This is a genomic window from Paraburkholderia flava (assembly GCF_004359985.1).
In the GTDB taxonomy this organism is placed as follows: Bacteria; Pseudomonadota; Gammaproteobacteria; order Burkholderiales; family Burkholderiaceae; genus Paraburkholderia; species Paraburkholderia flava.
The window spans coordinates 1,519,689-1,534,958 of sequence record NZ_SMRO01000001.1 but is presented as its reverse complement, the minus strand read 5'-3'; the positions used below and the strand labels follow the sequence as shown (position 1 = coordinate 1,534,958).

Genomic DNA, 15,270 nt, shown 5'->3' with positions numbered 1-15,270 from the left:
CGCGCGCGCTGCGCGAGCGACGTGTGGGGGAGATCTCGATGAATCGTGTCTACCGACTCGTATGGAACCCGTCGCTCAACGTGCTGCAGGCGGCGCCGGAAAACGCGCGTGCCCAGGGCGGTGCTTCCGGTAACTTCTCGGCGCGCGCACTGCGCCGCAATCCACTCGCACTGGCGATCGCGACCGTCGTGCTCGCGTCGATGAGCGTGCCCGCGTGGAGCCAGGTCTGTACGCCCACGAGTCCGTCGGGATGCGGTGCGCCGGGCGGCACGAGTGTGCGCCCTGGCCGTATCAACAATGGCGCCTCGGGCAATGGGACGGGCGGCGATGCGTCGTCGCTCGACGCGAGCGGCACCTCCGAAATCGCGGGCAGTACTGCCGACGGCAACGGCAACGGTGGCGCTGGCGCCACTTCGGTGGACAGCATTCACTCGATCACGGCAACGGGAGGCGCCGGCGGCAGCGTGGGCGCGATCGGATCGGCGGGTGCCAGTACGTCGGTGACGGGTGGGGCCGGCCAGCCCGGCCAGACAGCGCCGGCAGGGGGCCTGTTTGGCGGCGGCGGTGGCGGCGGTGGTGCAGGCATCTTTATCAACGACGGCAACTCGACGCCGACCGTGTCCGCCGCGACGGTGATCACCGGCGGCGCGGCGGGCGCGGGCGGCGACCAGAATGCGGCGACAAATGGCGACGGCGGTTCGGGTGGCGGCGGCGGCGCGGGGATCATCGTCGGCACGAGTGCGGGCGGCGTGTCGCTCATCAATAACGGCAGGATAGTCGGTGGCGCCGGCGGTAGCGGCGGCAATAATGGTTACGCGGGTAGCGGTGGCGGAGGCGGGGACGGCATGCTCGCGCTCGGCGCCGGCACAGCGATCACCAATGGCGCGGGTGGGACGATTACGGGCGGCGCCGGTGGCGCACCGGGTCAATTCACCAACGGCTCCGGAGAGCCCGCGGGTAACGGCGGAGGCGGTGCGGGCGTCAACCTCGTCGGCGCGGGTTCGTCGCTGACCAACGCCGGGACCATCACCGGCGGCGCGACCGGTTCCGGCGGCAACGGCTTCGGTGGCGTCGGCGTGCGTGCGTGGGGCGGCGAGACGGTCACCACCGGCGGATCGATTCAGGGTGCGCTCAATGGCGACGGCACACAGGCCAACGCGGTGCTGTTTTCAGGCGGCGGCAACGCATTGACGATCGACCCGGGCGCGACCTTCACCGGCAATATCCAGAGCCTGAGCGGTACCACGAACGGCGGCGACACGCTGACCCTGGGCGGTGCCGGTGCCGGCACGCTGAACTCGGGATTGATCGTCGGCTTCGCGAACAACGTCAAGGCCGGCGACAGCACATGGACGTTGACCGGCACGGGCAACGGCGGCATCAACTGGACGGTCGAGCAGGGTCAACTGATCGGCAGCAGCAGCACGTTCGCCGGCAATCTGACGTTTGCGAGCAGCGGCAGCGGGACGGCGCCGTCGGTCGAGTTCGATCAGGCTGCCGCCGGCAGCTTCACCGGTAGCGTCAGTGGCGCAGGTTCGCTGATCAAGGCCGGTGCAGGCACGCTCGGGCTGAGTGGCGATCTGTCGACGTTCACTGGTCAGCTGGCGATCAATGCGGGCGGTGTAGCGATCACGGGCGCCGGCACTATGTCCGGCACCGATGTGACCGGCGTTGCAGCGACCACGTTCGACGTCTCCGGCATCAGCGGGGGCAGCGCGACCCTCGCCGGTCTCTCGGGCAGCGGCAACGTGACGCTCGGCACGCACACGCTCGCGCTCAACAACCCGAACAACGAGTCCTTCGGCGGGGTGATCAGCAGCACCGGCGGCGGACTGACGCTGAACGGCGGCACGGAAACGTTCACCGGCGTCAACACCTATACCGGCGACACGACCATCGACGCGGGGAGCACGCTGAAGCTGACAGGCGGCGGAAGGGCCGGCAGTCAATCGCGTGCAGTGGTGGCCGGCACATTCGACCTGTCCGGTCTTACGGCCGGCACAACGCTTCCGCTGCACAGCCTGTCCGGTGCGGGCACCGTGACGCTCGGTGCGAACAACCTGCTGCTCACGGCGGCCGCCGACACGTTCGGCGGCGTGATCGGCGGCACCGGTGGCCTGGCGATCGTCGGCGGCACGGAAACGCTCACCGGCGTCAACACGTACAGCGGCATCACGAACATCAGTGCAGGGAGCACGCTGAAGCTGACCGGCGCCGCGCAGATCGGCCAGGGGCAATCGCTCGCCCTGGTCAGCGGTACGCTCGACCTGTCCGGTCTCACCGGCGGCTCGACGCTCGGCATGCGCAGCCTGACCAGCGCCGGCACGGTGACGCTCGGTGCGAACACGCTGGAGCTCTCTAACGCAGGCAACACGTTCGGCGGCGTAATCGGCGGGACCGGCGGCGGGATCACGCTCGACGGCGGCACGCAGACGCTGTCCGGCCACAACACGTACACCGGCACCACGCTGATCAACGGCGGCACGCTCTCGTTCGGCATCAACGGCACGATTGCCGCTTCGAGCGTACAGATGACCGGCGGCACGTTCGACATCTCCGGCGCCGGAACGGGCAACAGCCTGAGCGTCGTGAGCCTCGCCGGCAATGCAGGCAACGTCAATCTCGGCGGCGCAGGTCTCACGCTCAGCGATGCGGCCGGCACGTATGGCGGCGTGATCGGCGGCGCGGGCACGTTGAACGTCAACGCGGGCAGCGAAGTACTCAACGGCGCGAACACCTACACCGGCCTCACGACGGTCGCTGCGAACTCGACGCTGTTCGTCGGCGACAGCACGCACACGACGGCGAAAGTGGCCGGCGCCGTCAGCGTCAACGGCGGCACGCTGGGCGGCTTCGGCACCGTCGGCAATACGATTGTGTCGAACAGCGGCACGCTCGCCGCGGGTGGTGCCGGCCAGATCGGTACGCTGACGGTCAACGGCGATCTCACCATCGGCAACGGCTCGAAACTGAACTTCGACTTCGGCGCGCCGGGTCCGAACTTCAGCACGCCGGGTCAGAGCGATCACATCGTCGTGACCGGCGGGCTGTCGATCGGCACCTCGACGCTCAACGTGACGAATCTCGGCAGCATGGGGCCGGGGCTGTACAACCTGTTCCAGTGGGGCACGTCGCTGTCGATCACCGGCGGCGGCTTCGCGCCGCCATCCGGCATGTCGCTGCAGGTGCTGTCGATTGACAAGCAGATCAACCTGATCGATACGCAGGGTTTCACGCTCAACGAGTGGGACGCAAACGGCCAGGCGAGTGCGGGTTCGATGGGCGGCGGCAGCGGCACGTGGAGCACGTTCTCGAACACGTGGGCCGACACCAGCGGCCAGTTCGTCGGACCGATGTCGCCGCAGCCGGCATTCGCGATCTTCGGCGGCGCCGCCGGCACCGTGACGGTCGACGACAGCAACGGCGCGGTCAGCGCGACCGGCATGCAGTTCATGACCGACGGCTACCACCTCACCGGCGATGCACTGACGCTCGTCGGACAGGGCGGCGTCGCGCCGGTGGTGCGCGTGAGCAGCGGCGCGACGGCCGTCGTCGACAACGTTCTCGCCGGCACTGACGGTCTCAACAAAACCGACGGCGGCACGCTGGTGTTGAACGGCAATAATACGTATCAGGGCACGACGACGTTGTCCGGCGGCTTCCTGTCGGTGGCGTCGGATGCGAATCTCGGCGCGAGTGCGAACCCGCTCGAATTCCAGGGCGGCACGCTGAAGGTCACCGGCACGGGCTTCAACCAGACGGCGCGCAACATCGTCTGGGGCAGCGCGGGCGGCGGCTTCGATATCGACGATGCAACGAACACGTTCACCGTCGCGCAGGCGCTCACCGGCACCGGCGGTTTGCTGAAAAGCGGCGCAGGGACGCTGCTGCTGAACGGTCAGAACACCTACACCGGCGGCACGATCCTGAACGCCGGCACGCTCGAAGTCGGCGATGCCGATCACGCGAGCGCGACCCTCGCAGGCGATCTGCAGGTCAACGCGACCGGCACGCTGCGCGGTCACGGCACGGTGGCAGGCAACATCGCGAACAACGGCGGTACGGTGTCGCCGGGCGGGTCGATCGGCACGCTCAACGTCGGCGGTAATTACACGCAGGCGAGCAACGGCACGCTCGCGGTCGAGGTCAGTCCGACGGCGGCTTCGCTGCTGAACGTCGGCGGCACGGCGACGTTGAATGGCGTACTCGCGATCACCTACGATCCCGGCACGTACACCGCGAAGCAGTACACGCTCGTCTCGGCGAAGGGTATCAGCGGGCAGTTCAGCAGCGTGACGAACACCATGGCTTCGGGTGCGCTGCTCGGGTCGTTGCAGCAGAACGTGACGTACTCGGGCAATGCGGTGGGGCTTGCACTCGCGGATGCGGCGGTTGTTGGACCGGGTAACCCGACTACGCCTGTGACGCCGGTGGTCGTTGCGCCGACGGGCATCAGTATTTACACCGCGCTTGGGTCAAGCGTGTCGATCGGTTCGCAGGCTGCCAACACGGCGTTGCTTGCACGACTGAATCATGTTTCGTCGGCGACGGCTGCGGCGCCCGATGGCTGGATCGATGCGACCGGTGCGCAGACGCACGTGGGCGGCACCAGCGGCGAACCGGGTTATCAGGCGAACCGCTACGGTTTTCTCGCGGGACTCGACAGGAAGTTCGGCGACTACACGCTCGGTGTCGCCGGGGGCTACACGCACACCGATGTCAACGAACAGCAGACCGGCGACTCCGGCACCGCCGACACGTTGCGCGTCGCGCTGTATGGCAGCCGCTGGTTCGGACCGGTCGGCGTGTCGGCGACTGCCGGTTATGCGCTCGACTTCCTGTCGCAGAAGCGACCATTCGGTCCGCTCGGCACCGCAGAGGGCGACCACATCGGCAACGAGTTCACGGCCGGCGGCCAGGCGAGTATGCCGATGACGTTCGGTAGCATCGTCGTGACGCCGAGCATGGGACTGCGCTACGCGTATTTCCGTGCAAACGGATTTGGCGAGAGCGGGGCGGGCGGACAGGATCTCGGCGTCGGCACCGACAACGTCCGCAGCCTGCAACCGTATGCCGAAGTGACCGTCGACAAGGCGTTCGGCGATGCGCTGCGGCCTGTCAATCTGCAGGTGCGGTTGGGTTACGCGCAGGAATTGATGAGCAGCAGTCGCGCGGTGTCGGTGACCGCGCAGGACGGCACGCTGTTCGCGGCACCGGGGACGAGTTTGCCGCGCGGTTATCTGACGGCGGGCGTGAGTCTCAGCATGCAACCGACCAAAGCGATGACGGTATCGGTGGGTTACGACACGCTGATCAACACGACGCATGCGTCGGCGCAGGCGGCGAGTTTGAAGTTCGGGTATCAGTTCTGATTGGCTACTGCTTTTGTTAGTGCCGACGATCGTCGGCACTAACGGGGTTGCATGCGTATGCGTCACATCACGTCTTCAACGGCAACCAGATCTCGAACCCACCCATCCCCGTGAGCGGATCGAACGCTTCGTCGTAGCGCTCGAATAGCGGCGCATCGGCGGGCGCGTGTCCGGACTCGGGCAGCCAGCGATTCCATATCGCATTCCACGTATGGCAAACCGCCGACACATGCTCGCGATGCACGAACACCGCATAGCGTTGTGCGGGAATCCGCAGATGGGTCAACTCGGCGGGCACCGTCGAGAAATCGCGGACCGCGACGCCGCATAGATAGTCGAAGTGGCCTGCGTCGTCGGCGTTGTGGTTCACGCCGTACGCGACGTTGCCGATCTGTCCAGGAATCCTGCCGAGGTGCGCGGAAAAGCGTTGCCATTGCGCGGGGATGCCGTTGGTCGCGTCGCATGCATAGCGCGCGGACAATCCGGCGACGAGAAACGGCGCGCCGTCTTCGAAGCGCGGCGGTTCGAGGACGATATCGGAATGCGGGGTTTCATTCATTTTCGGAGGCTCCGTGAGATCGAGGTTATCGACGCGGCGCTGTGCGCGCACCGCTTCGGGTGTGAGCCCGAAGCGGTCGCGAAACGCACGCGTGAATGCTTCGTGAGAGCCATACCCGGCTTCGACGGCGACCGCGAGAATGTCGGGCGCGCCGTTCGCGAGCTGACGTGCCGCTTCGCTCAATCGACGCAGACGGACATAGCGCATCACCGGATAACCAGTCGCCGCTTCGAATGCGCGCGCGAGATGGAAGCGCGATACGCAGCCGCTGCCGGCAATCGCATCGAGCGTCAACTCGCTCGCGAAGTGGCTTTCGATAAACCAGAGCGCTTTACCTGCAGGACTCATCGGCGACTCTCATGAAGGCATGAACCGAGCATAGCGAGCGCGGTCGTTGCGCATTTGATCGATCTTGCGCAACTGCATGTCGCTTTGCTTACGTCGGCGAAACGCGTTCTTCGGACAAGCCGAAATACACTTCGACCTCGATAAGACGACCGTTCGCGAAACGGAAAAATTCGGTGTTGCGGAATGCCGGGCCGCTGTCGGGTTCGCAGCGATAGCGCACGAATGCTTCGTCATGCTGCACAAACAGCTTCTCGATACGGAACGCTCGCACCTTTTCCGAGAACGGCCAGCAGCGTTCGAAATAGGTCTGCCGGTCGATACGGTTGTCGCGCGGACTGCTGAAGTGGAAGTCGTCGGCGACGAGTGCTTCGAGTGCCGCGCGATCCTTCGATTCATATGCCGCGAAGCAGCGGCGGATCAGGTCGGCGATATCGGATGGGTGACTCATGAGTGTTACTCCGTGTGTACCCCCGTTGCCGCGTTATTGATTGCGCCAGCGCTAAGTCGCGCGCGTACGTTCAGCTGTTTTCTGCTGCCTCGTCGCGTTGATGCACGTTCGATGTTGCAGTCGGCGCGTTGGCGGCGGGTGCGTCATGCGCGCCCGTCTGCATGCCTGTACGCATGAAGATGCCACCCAGCAGCGCCGCGAGCGCAGCGAACGCCGCACCGAAGATAAACGCTACGTGATACCCACCATTCAACGCAGCCGCTTCGTCGATGTGCGCGGCGGCGAGCGTACTCGAGCGCGCATCCGCGAGACTCGCGAGGACCGCGAGCCCGAGCGCGCCGCCCATCATGAACGACGTATTGACCATGCCCGACGCGAGGCCCGATTCGTTCGGCTGGACGTCGCTCATCGCGCCGAGCAGCAGCGGATTGAACGCAACGCCCGCACCGAGGCCGAGCAGGATCATGCCGGGCAGCGTATCGACGACGAAGTGGCCATCCACCGGCGCACGCGCGAACAGCAGCAGCCCGAGCGCGGCGACCGCGAGGCCGCCCGCAAGCGGCGCGCGGATACCGAAGCGCATCACGAGCTTCGCCGACAGACCGAGCGAGAACGCGGCCATGATGATGTTCGCCGGCAGGAACGCGAGACCGACCTGCATCGGCCGGTAGCCGAGTACGCGCTGCAGATACAGCGCCGAAATGAAGAACCACGCGAACATCGCCGCCGCCCACAACACGGCGACGACGTTCGCAGTCGCGACGTTGCGCAGCCGGAACAGACCGAGCGGCATCAACGGATGCTGCACGCGCGACTCGATGCGCAGGAATACCGCGAACAGCACGAGTGCGACCGCGAGCATCCCGAGCGTCTGCGCCGACAGCCAGCCTGCTTCGTTGCCGTTGACGATCGCGTAGACCGCGAGCATCAGCGACGCCGTTACCGTGATCGCACCCGCGACGTCGAGCTTTTCGCCTTCCGCGTGACCGCGGCCATCGGGCAGCAGCGAGATGCACAGCGCGTACACCGCGATGCCGATCGGCAGGTTGACGAGGAAGATCCAGTGCCAGCTGAGCAGATTGGTCAGCAGTCCGCCGAGCAGCACGCCGATGCTGCCGCCGCCCGCGCACACGAACCCGTACACGCCCATCGCTTTCGCGCGTTCGGCGGGTTCGGTGAAGAGGTTCATGATCAGCGACAGCGCCACCGCCGACACCACCGCGCCGCCCAGCCCCTGCACCGCACGCGCGCACACCAGCAGCACCTGCGAGTTCGACAGCCCGCAGGCGAGCGACGCGACCGTGAATGCGACGATGCCGCCGAGAAACAGCTTGCGGTGCCCGTACAGATCGCCGAGCCGGCCGCCGAGCAGCAGGAAGCCGCCGAACGTCAGCATGTATGCATTGACCACCCACACGAGCGAAGTCTCGGTGAACCCGAGATCCGCGGCGATCGACGGCAGCGCGACGTTCACGATGGTCGTGTCCAGCACGATCATCAGCACGCCGAGACACAGCACGATCAGCGCGAGCCAGCGCTTGCGGCCTTCGATGGAGTGGGTCATGCAGCAGCTCCTGCAGTTATGTTGTGTTTATAGAGGATGAGGCACGCCGTTGATCGCCCACGGCGTGCCGAAGCGATCGACCACCATGCCGAATGCGTCGGCCCAGAAGGTCTTGTCCATCGGCATCGTGACCGTGCCGCCCTCGGCGAATGCGTTGAACACGTGCCGCGCTTCGTCGACGGTCGGGAAATTCAGCGCAAGCATGAATCCTTTCATGCCTTCGTACGGATGTCCAATCATCGTGTCGGAGGCCATCAGCAGCCGGCCGTCGAACTCGATCGCCGCGTGCATGATGCGCTTAGCGTTCTCGCGCGGCATCTGATCCGCGAGCGGCGAATCCTCGTGAGTCATCATGACCTTCATCTTGCCGCCAAGCGTGCGTTCGTAAAAGCGCATCGCTTCCGCGCAGGTGCCATCGAACATCAGGTACGGATCAGGCAACATGACCAACTCCTCAGGGGTAGGGTGAGGTTTCAGTCTAGCACTCGTTAATCCTAAAATACAACTAAAGATTCCTGATCCGGAATGAACGACTATACTGGGTACACTGCTGTCACTTTTGTGACTTTCCGGCGACGAGGTCATGGCAATCAAACGAAGCTATAACGAAGGCTGCGCGAGTTCTCACGCACTGGATCTGATCGGCGAGCGCTGGGCGCTGCTGGTCGTGCGCGAACTGGTGCACGGCCCGAAGCGTTTCACCGATCTGCGGGCGGGCCTGCCGGCCATCAGTCCGAATGTGCTCACGCAGCGTCTCGACGAACTGGAGCTGGCAGCGGTGGTTCGGCGTCGGCAGTTACCGCCGCCGGCTGCTGCGTGGGTGTATGAACTGACCGAGTGGGGTTACGAGCTCGGGCCGATCCTGATCGAACTCGGGCGCTGGGGCGCGCGTTCGCCGACATGGTCGCGCGAACTGCCGGTCAGCATCGATTCATTGATCCTGTCATTTCGGGGGACGTTCGACAAGGAGGCGGCCGGAGATCTCAAGGCGCGCTACGAACTGCGGCTCGGCGCGTATCGCTTCGACGCGAAGATCGCCGCCGGCCAGTTGAAGATCGGACGCGGCAACGCGGATCAGCCGGATGCGATCATCGAGAGCGATCCGGACACGCTCGCTGCCATCGCGCTCGAAGGGCTCAAGCTCGACGATGCGATACGCGCTGGCGACGTGAAGATCGAAGGCAGCAAGGCTGCTGCGAAGCGATTCCTGTCATTGTTCACGCTGCCCGAACCGGCGGCGCCGAGTGAGCGTGCGGGCACGTCGCTGAACGCCGCAAACGGATGAAGCGTGGAGTACGCAGTATCTAGCTGAGCAGGTCGTAACGCCCGCCGCGTTCTAGCGCGCGCTGATACGCGGGCCGTGCGTGAATGCGCGCGAGGTAAGCGGCAATTGCGGGAAAGCGCTCGTTCATACCGCCGCGTGCGCTCGCCGCTTCCAGCGGAAAGCTCATCTGAATGTCCGCAGCACTGAACGCATCGCCGACGAACCAGCCGGTCGGACGCAGCGCTTCGTCGACATACGACAGATGCAATGCGATCTGCGGATCGACGAAACTCGACTGCAACGTACCAGCGATTTTCTTAGCGATCGGCTTCGCGAAGAACGGCATCGGCGCGCTCGCGATGCGCAGCGCGACGAGCTTCAGCAATAGCGGCGGCATCGCCGAGCCTTCCGCGTAATGCATCCAGTACGAGAAGCGGCGTCGTTCCGGCGTGCCCAGTGGCGGCTCGAACTGTCCGTTGCCGTAGCGTTCCAGCAGGTACTCGATGATCGCACCCGACTCCGCGATCGTCTCGCCGTTGTCGGTGATGACCGGCGATTTACCGAGCGGATGCACCGCGCGCAGTTCGGGCGGCGCGAGCATCGTCTTCGGGTCGCGTTGATAGCGCTTGATTTCGTACGGCACGCCGAGTTCTTCGAGCAGCCACAGCACGCGCTGCGAACGGGAGTTGTTCAGGTGATGGACGATCAGCATGGCGGCTTGGGCTCTCGATTTGGGAAGTGACGGCGAGCGTCATCATATCGGTGGGCGATGGAGCGGGGGCTCTATTTCAGGCTCATGTTCAAACTCACGCCGCCCAATCGGAGAACCGGTCGGGCGGCCCGCGATTACGTCATTCCGTCTTCACCCCCGGCACAAGATGAATGCGCTTCTCCGTGACCTTCTCGACAGCCGCCCGCGTGTACAACAGCGGGAAATACTCGCCGTTCAGCCACATCTGCGCGAGGTCGCGATAATGCGGGCTATCCGGATCGCCCGATTCGCCCGGCAGATTCACCGCGCGCGAGTTGTCCCAGTTGCCCACGTCGACGATCACGCGAAACGACGGACCATTCGTTTGCCGGAAGTCCTTCGCGCGATAGGTCGACTGGTTCGGCGTATATGCGCTGCCGCCCTTGCCGATCGGACCGACGTTGAGCTTCGCGCGCATGTCGGCGTCGACGAGATCGGCGAACGGATGCGCGTTGAGGTTCGTCTGCAGCTTGCCCCATTGCCATGCGCTGCTGTTGGCGCCCTGCAGTTGCACCATCTCGCGATACGCGTCGCGCAAACTTGCGAGCAGCACCGCGTCGCGTTTTTCCTGCGCGGCCTGCGCGTTCTCGCCGAAGCGCGCGCCTGGATGCTCGAGCGAATCGAGCATGACGGCCGTGTCCGGCGCGGCGAACGCATCGGCGGCCGCTTTCGGCAGCACCGCTGCCTTGAACGCGCTGCCGAGGTGCCGGCTCAACCACACCTCCTCGAGCGCAGCCTGCGCGGAATCCGCGCGCATCGACGCGTCCCAGCCCTTGAGCATCGCAAGCGCGGTGCGGGTGTCGGGATCGTCGCTCGACAACGGCGCGAGCAACGCGACCAGCCTGCGCGCGGGAATCGACACGATGTCGTTCTGCAGCTTCTCGCTGTCTTCGATCGATACCTTCGGCAGCGACTTCAACACCTCGTCGATCCGTTGATGACGCGACCCGTTCGTCCATTCGAAACCGAGCTTGCGTTCGCGATATGGATAGTCAGCCGGCAGGTTCATTTCGTTCGACGTCGTGAAGTAGCCGCTCGGTGGGTTGTACGCGGACGGCATGTCGTCGCGCGGCCAGAAGCCGGCCCATTCGTAGCGACCGTCGCCAGGAACCGGCATCAAGCCGTCCCAGTTCGGCCGCTTCGGCGCGAGTCCGCTCGGTACCCAGCCGATGTCGCCGTGCGTGTCGGCGTAGACCTGATTGACGGTCGGTGCGCCCCACGTCGACAGATCGTGCTTGAACTCCGCGAAGTTTTTCGCACGCATGTAGCGCATCGAATCGAAATACGGCGACATGCCCGGCGACAGCCACGCGGTGCGCACGGCAAACGCGCGATTCTTCGCGCTTTCCGTGTAGATCACGGGACCGTGCCGCGTGAACGCGAGTTCGGCATCGACGGGTGCGCCGCCGCGCACGGCGATCTGCTCGTGCACGATATGCATCGGTTCCCAGTGGCCCTTGTAGCGGTATTCGTGCGGATTCGCGGGGTTCAGCTGATAGACGTACAGATCTTCCTGATCGATGTTGAAGATCGTGAGGCCGTACGCGATCGTGCCGTTGTGGCCGATCGAAATGCCCGGCGCCGACGGTTCGCCGCCGCCGATGATGTCGAGCGTCGGCGAACTGACCTGCTGGATGTAGCGCAGGCTCGGCGCCGCATATGCGCGGTGCGGATCGTTGGCCATGATTGCGCGGCCCGTCGCGGATTTGTCCGGTGCGATCACCCAGTTGTTGCTGCCTTCGGTGACCTCTTCGAGGTTGTCGGCGGCGGCGATCGTCGTCGTCGATGCATCGGCGCTCTTCAGCGATTCACGCGTGACGTGCACGCCTTGCGTTGCAAGCGTGAAGACCTTGAGCACGTCGTCGGGCAGGCACGGATCGAGTCCGTCGGGCACCTTCGTTTGCCACGGCGGCTGCAGACCGAAGCGCACGGTGTCGGCTTCGACCGAACTCTTGCACGCGACCTTCGCGCGCGCGACTTCGCTCGTCAGATTGCGCGTGAGACCGTGGCTGCGAATCCGCACGATATCGTCGGCGCTCCAGCGCGCGGGCCAGTAACCGACTTTGCGAAACTCGTACGGCAGGCGGTCCGGATGCGCGGCAAGCCAGTCGATGTATGCGTTCACGCCTTCGGCAAAGCGGGTGGCGACGGGCAGCGCGTCGGGCCCGTAGCGCTTCCATTCGGCGGACATGTCGCCGCGATAGAGAAAGAGGCGCGTCGCCTTGTCCTGCTCGACGTACGCGGGGCCGAAGACTTCCGCGAGTTCGCCGAGCCCGCGGCGGCGCCACAGATCGATCTGGAACATGCGGTCGCGCGCGGCGTTGAAGCCCTGCACGAAGAACGCGTCGTGCTCGTTGTCCGCGAAGATGTGCGGGACGCCCCATTTGTCGATCAGGATATCGGTAGGATGGGTCAGGCCTTCGACGGTGATCGTTTCGTCGGTAGCAGCGGCGGGAGCGGTATCGGCGAGGGCGGATCGAACGGGCAGCGCACCGAGCGCTGCGCAGGCAAAAATGACTGAGAAGGCGTTTCTTGTCGGCACTTGTTTCCTCCTGATGGTCGGCGATGAATGTCTGCAGTGCTTGATTTCTTCAGATCTTTTTAGCATGCCGCGAGCTTGCGTGGGGCGTGTTGCAGTGCGATTCGTGCGCGGTTTCCGCGCGGTTTCCGACTACGCGATGAGGGGTGGAATCGCGGGCTGCGACGTGCTAATTTTGGCGCGCTTCCCTCGTCGTTCCGGCGGCGGCATGCAACGTACCTGCGTTTTTCACCAGCAATGACAGGAGACTCGCGATGTCGATTCAGAAGATCACGCCATTTCTCTGGTACTTCAGCGAAGCCGAGGAGGCTGCCGCGTTCTATGCGGGCATTTTCCCGGACTCACGCGTCGTGCGGGTCACGGAGGTATCGCCGGCCGCGCAGGCCGCGAAGATCGTCGAGTTCGAGCTTTTCGGCCAGCCGTTCATCGCGATGGGCGTGAGCGGCAAGGAGACGTTCAATCACGCGATTTCGCTGATGGTTAACTGTAGCGATCAGGCGGAACTCGACCGCTACTGGGACGCCCTGCAAGAGGGCGGTGGTTTTCCCGAGAGCTGCGGCTGGCTGAAGGACCGCTTCGGCGTGTCGTGGCAGATCATTCCGGACGATCTGATCCGGATGATGGTCGATACCGATAAGGTCAAGGCTGCGCGCGTCGCTGCGGTGATGGTGACGATGACGAAATTCGACGTCGCGAAGTTGAGGGCGGCGTACGAGGGGTAGGCGGGGTAAGTGGATTGGTCGAAGCGCGCCGCCTGCCCGGCGGCGCGATCACATCGACCGTAACGCGAAGCGCTTGAGCTTGCCCGTCTCGGTGCGCGGCAACGCGTCGGCGAACACAATGACGCGTGGGTACTTGTACGGTGCCACGGTCTGCTTGACGAACTCCTGCAGCTCCGTGACGAGCGCATCGTCCGCGACGGCGCCAGGCCGCAGCACGACGAACGCTTTCACGATCTGCCCGCGCGTGTCGTCGGGCACGCCGACGACGCCGCACTCGGCAACGGCCGCATGCTGCATCAGCACGCTTTCCACTTCCGGGCCTGAGATGTTGTAGCCGGACGAAACGATCATGTCGTCGGCGCGGGCCTGGTAGAACACGTAGCCGTCTTCGTCGAGGTAGACCGCGTCGCCGGGCAGGTTCCAGCCGTCGCGGACGAATTTCGTCTGACGCTCGTCGGCGAGATAGCGGCAGCCGGTCGGCCCGCGCACCGCGAGCTTGCCGATCTGGCCGGGCGGTAGCGGCTGCATCGCGTCATCGACTGCGCACACGACGTAGCCCGGTATCGCGCGGCCGATCGCATGCGGCCGCACCTCCGTGCCCGCCGACGAAATGAAAATGTGGATCAGCTCCGTGCCGCCGATGCCGTCGATCATCTCGATGCCGCTCGCGTTGCGCCACAGGTCGCGTGTCGAATCCGGCAGCGCCTCGCCGGCCGACACGGTCTTGCGCAGACTCGACAGGTCGACGCGCGGTACGAGCGGCGCCATCTGCCGATAGAAGGTCGGCGCGGTGAACATCACGGTCGCGTGAAATCGTTCGACGGTTTGCAGCAGCGTTTCCGGCGTGAGCTTTTCGATCAGCACCGTCGATGCGCCGACGCGCAGCGGAAAGCACAGCAATCCGCCGAGTCCGAACGTGAACGCGAGCGGTGGTGTGCCGCAGAACACATCGTCGGCGGAGGGTTTGAGCACGTGACGCGGGAATAGATCGCACATCGCGAGCACGTCGCGATGGAAATGCATGCAGCCCTTCGGCGCGCCGGTCGTGCCGCTCGTGAATGCGATCAGGCAGACGTCGTCGGCGGCTGTGTCGCAGGCGTCGAAGTGGGCCGATTGCGCGGGCAGTGCGGCGGCGAGCGTATCTAAAGAATCAGCGGCGTCATCGTGAAAGAAGCACACTTGCTGCAAACCTGCGCAGAAGTGCTCGTTCTGCGGATCGCGGCAACGTTCGAGTTCGTCGGCGAGCCGTGCGTCGCATAGTGCCGCTGCGATCTGCGCCTTGTCGACGATCTGCTTCAGTTCTTTTGCGCGTAGCAGCGGCATCGTCGGCACGACGACGAGCCCGGCCTTTAGCGCAGCGAGACATGCAACTGCCATCTGCAGCGTGTTCGGTCCGCGCAGCAACACGCGATTCCCTGGCTTCAGTCCCAGCTTTTCAACGAGTACGTGTGCCGTGCGATTCACGCGTTCGAGCAGTTCGCCGTACGTGGTTGCGTGCGGCACACCGTCGACGTCGGACCAGATCGCGGGCCGATCGCGATGACCCGCTGCGATCGTGCCGTCGAGCAGTTCGGTCGCGCAGTTGAAGCGGGCGGGGTAACGCACGTCCGGATTGTCGAGCAGAAACTCCGGCCATTGCGACTGCGGCGGCAAGTGATCGCGCGCGAATGTATCGACGTGAGCAGACGGTTCCATCCCAGGCT

Annotated in this window: 10 protein-coding genes; 3 read left to right on the top strand and 7 right to left on the bottom strand. The window is 65.0% G+C overall.

The features are described 5' to 3' along the window. The first annotated feature begins 38 nt into the window (after positions 1-38). Positions 39-5,372, top strand: coding sequence for an autotransporter-associated beta strand repeat-containing protein (locus E1748_RS06735; RefSeq protein WP_133646334.1), 5,334 nt, complete (start codon positions 39-41; stop codon positions 5,370-5,372). Positions 5,373-5,439: 67 nt separating this feature from the next. Here the strand turns inward: E1748_RS06735 and E1748_RS06730 are convergent, their stop codons facing one another. The 4 genes from E1748_RS06730 to E1748_RS06715 form a co-directional block, all read right to left on the bottom strand. Next, a complete protein-coding gene (locus E1748_RS06730; RefSeq protein WP_133646333.1) occupies positions 5,440-6,279 on the bottom strand; it encodes an AraC family transcriptional regulator in 840 nt (279 codons plus the stop codon). Between the two features lie 88 nt (positions 6,280-6,367). Further along, a complete protein-coding gene (locus tag E1748_RS06725; protein WP_133646332.1) occupies positions 6,368-6,727 on the bottom strand; it encodes a nuclear transport factor 2 family protein in 360 nt (119 codons plus the stop codon). Between the two features lie 70 nt (positions 6,728-6,797). Continuing rightward, the gene (locus tag E1748_RS06720; protein ID WP_133646331.1) at positions 6,798-8,291 is read right to left on the bottom strand and encodes a DHA2 family efflux MFS transporter permease subunit; all 1,494 of its coding nucleotides are present in this window, start codon (positions 8,289-8,291) and stop codon (positions 6,798-6,800) included. Positions 8,292-8,318: 27 nt separating this feature from the next. After that, entirely contained in the window at positions 8,319-8,735 is a 417-nt protein-coding gene (locus E1748_RS06715) for a VOC family protein (RefSeq protein ID WP_133646330.1), read from the bottom strand. Positions 8,736-8,874: 139 nt separating this feature from the next. On the opposite strand from E1748_RS06715, the gene E1748_RS06710 reads away from it, so the two are divergent. After that, entirely contained in the window at positions 8,875-9,576 is a 702-nt protein-coding gene (locus tag E1748_RS06710; protein WP_133646329.1) for a winged helix-turn-helix transcriptional regulator, read from the top strand. Between the two features lie 19 nt (positions 9,577-9,595). On the opposite strand, the gene E1748_RS06705 is transcribed toward E1748_RS06710, so the two are convergent. Together E1748_RS06705 and E1748_RS06700 are read right to left on the bottom strand one after the other, a co-directional pair. Next, positions 9,596-10,267 (bottom strand): glutathione S-transferase, encoded by a 672-nt coding sequence (locus E1748_RS06705; protein WP_133646328.1) that lies wholly within the window; start codon positions 10,265-10,267, stop codon positions 9,596-9,598. A 139-nt stretch (positions 10,268-10,406) separates the two neighbouring features. Beyond that, complete coding sequence (locus tag E1748_RS06700) at positions 10,407-12,848, bottom strand: penicillin acylase family protein (RefSeq protein ID WP_420819289.1); 2,442 nt, start codon at positions 12,846-12,848, stop codon at positions 10,407-10,409. A gap of 251 nt (positions 12,849-13,099) precedes the next feature. On the opposite strand from E1748_RS06700, the gene E1748_RS06695 reads away from it, so the two are divergent. Continuing rightward, positions 13,100-13,567, top strand: coding sequence for a VOC family protein (locus E1748_RS06695; RefSeq protein ID WP_133646326.1), 468 nt, complete (start codon positions 13,100-13,102; stop codon positions 13,565-13,567). A 48-nt stretch (positions 13,568-13,615) separates the two neighbouring features. Here E1748_RS06695 and E1748_RS06690 read toward each other — a convergent pair whose 3' ends face one another. Then, a complete protein-coding gene (locus E1748_RS06690; RefSeq protein ID WP_133646325.1) occupies positions 13,616-15,262 on the bottom strand; it encodes an AMP-binding protein in 1,647 nt (548 codons plus the stop codon). Positions 15,263-15,270: the final 8 nt, after the last annotated feature.

Bases quoted from the DNA above. Each gene is read 5' to 3' on its own strand.
- E1748_RS06735 (WP_133646334.1), top strand. From the start codon at position 39: ATGAATCGTGTCTACCGACTCGTATGGAACCCGTCGCTCAACGTGCTG.
- E1748_RS06730 (WP_133646333.1), bottom strand. From the start codon at position 6,279: ATGAGTCCTGCAGGTAAAGCGCTCTGGTTTATCGAAAGCCACTTCGCG.
- E1748_RS06725 (WP_133646332.1), bottom strand. From the start codon at position 6,727: ATGAGTCACCCATCCGATATCGCCGACCTGATCCGCCGCTGCTTCGCG.
- E1748_RS06720 (WP_133646331.1), bottom strand. From the start codon at position 8,291: ATGACCCACTCCATCGAAGGCCGCAAGCGCTGGCTCGCGCTGATCGTG.
- E1748_RS06715 (WP_133646330.1), bottom strand. From the start codon at position 8,735: ATGTTGCCTGATCCGTACCTGATGTTCGATGGCACCTGCGCGGAAGCG.
- E1748_RS06710 (WP_133646329.1), top strand. From the start codon at position 8,875: ATGGCAATCAAACGAAGCTATAACGAAGGCTGCGCGAGTTCTCACGCA.
- E1748_RS06705 (WP_133646328.1), bottom strand. From the start codon at position 10,267: ATGCTGATCGTCCATCACCTGAACAACTCCCGTTCGCAGCGCGTGCTG.
- E1748_RS06695 (WP_133646326.1), top strand. From the start codon at position 13,100: ATGTCGATTCAGAAGATCACGCCATTTCTCTGGTACTTCAGCGAAGCC.
- E1748_RS06690 (WP_133646325.1), bottom strand. From the start codon at position 15,262: ATGGAACCGTCTGCTCACGTCGATACATTCGCGCGCGATCACTTGCCG.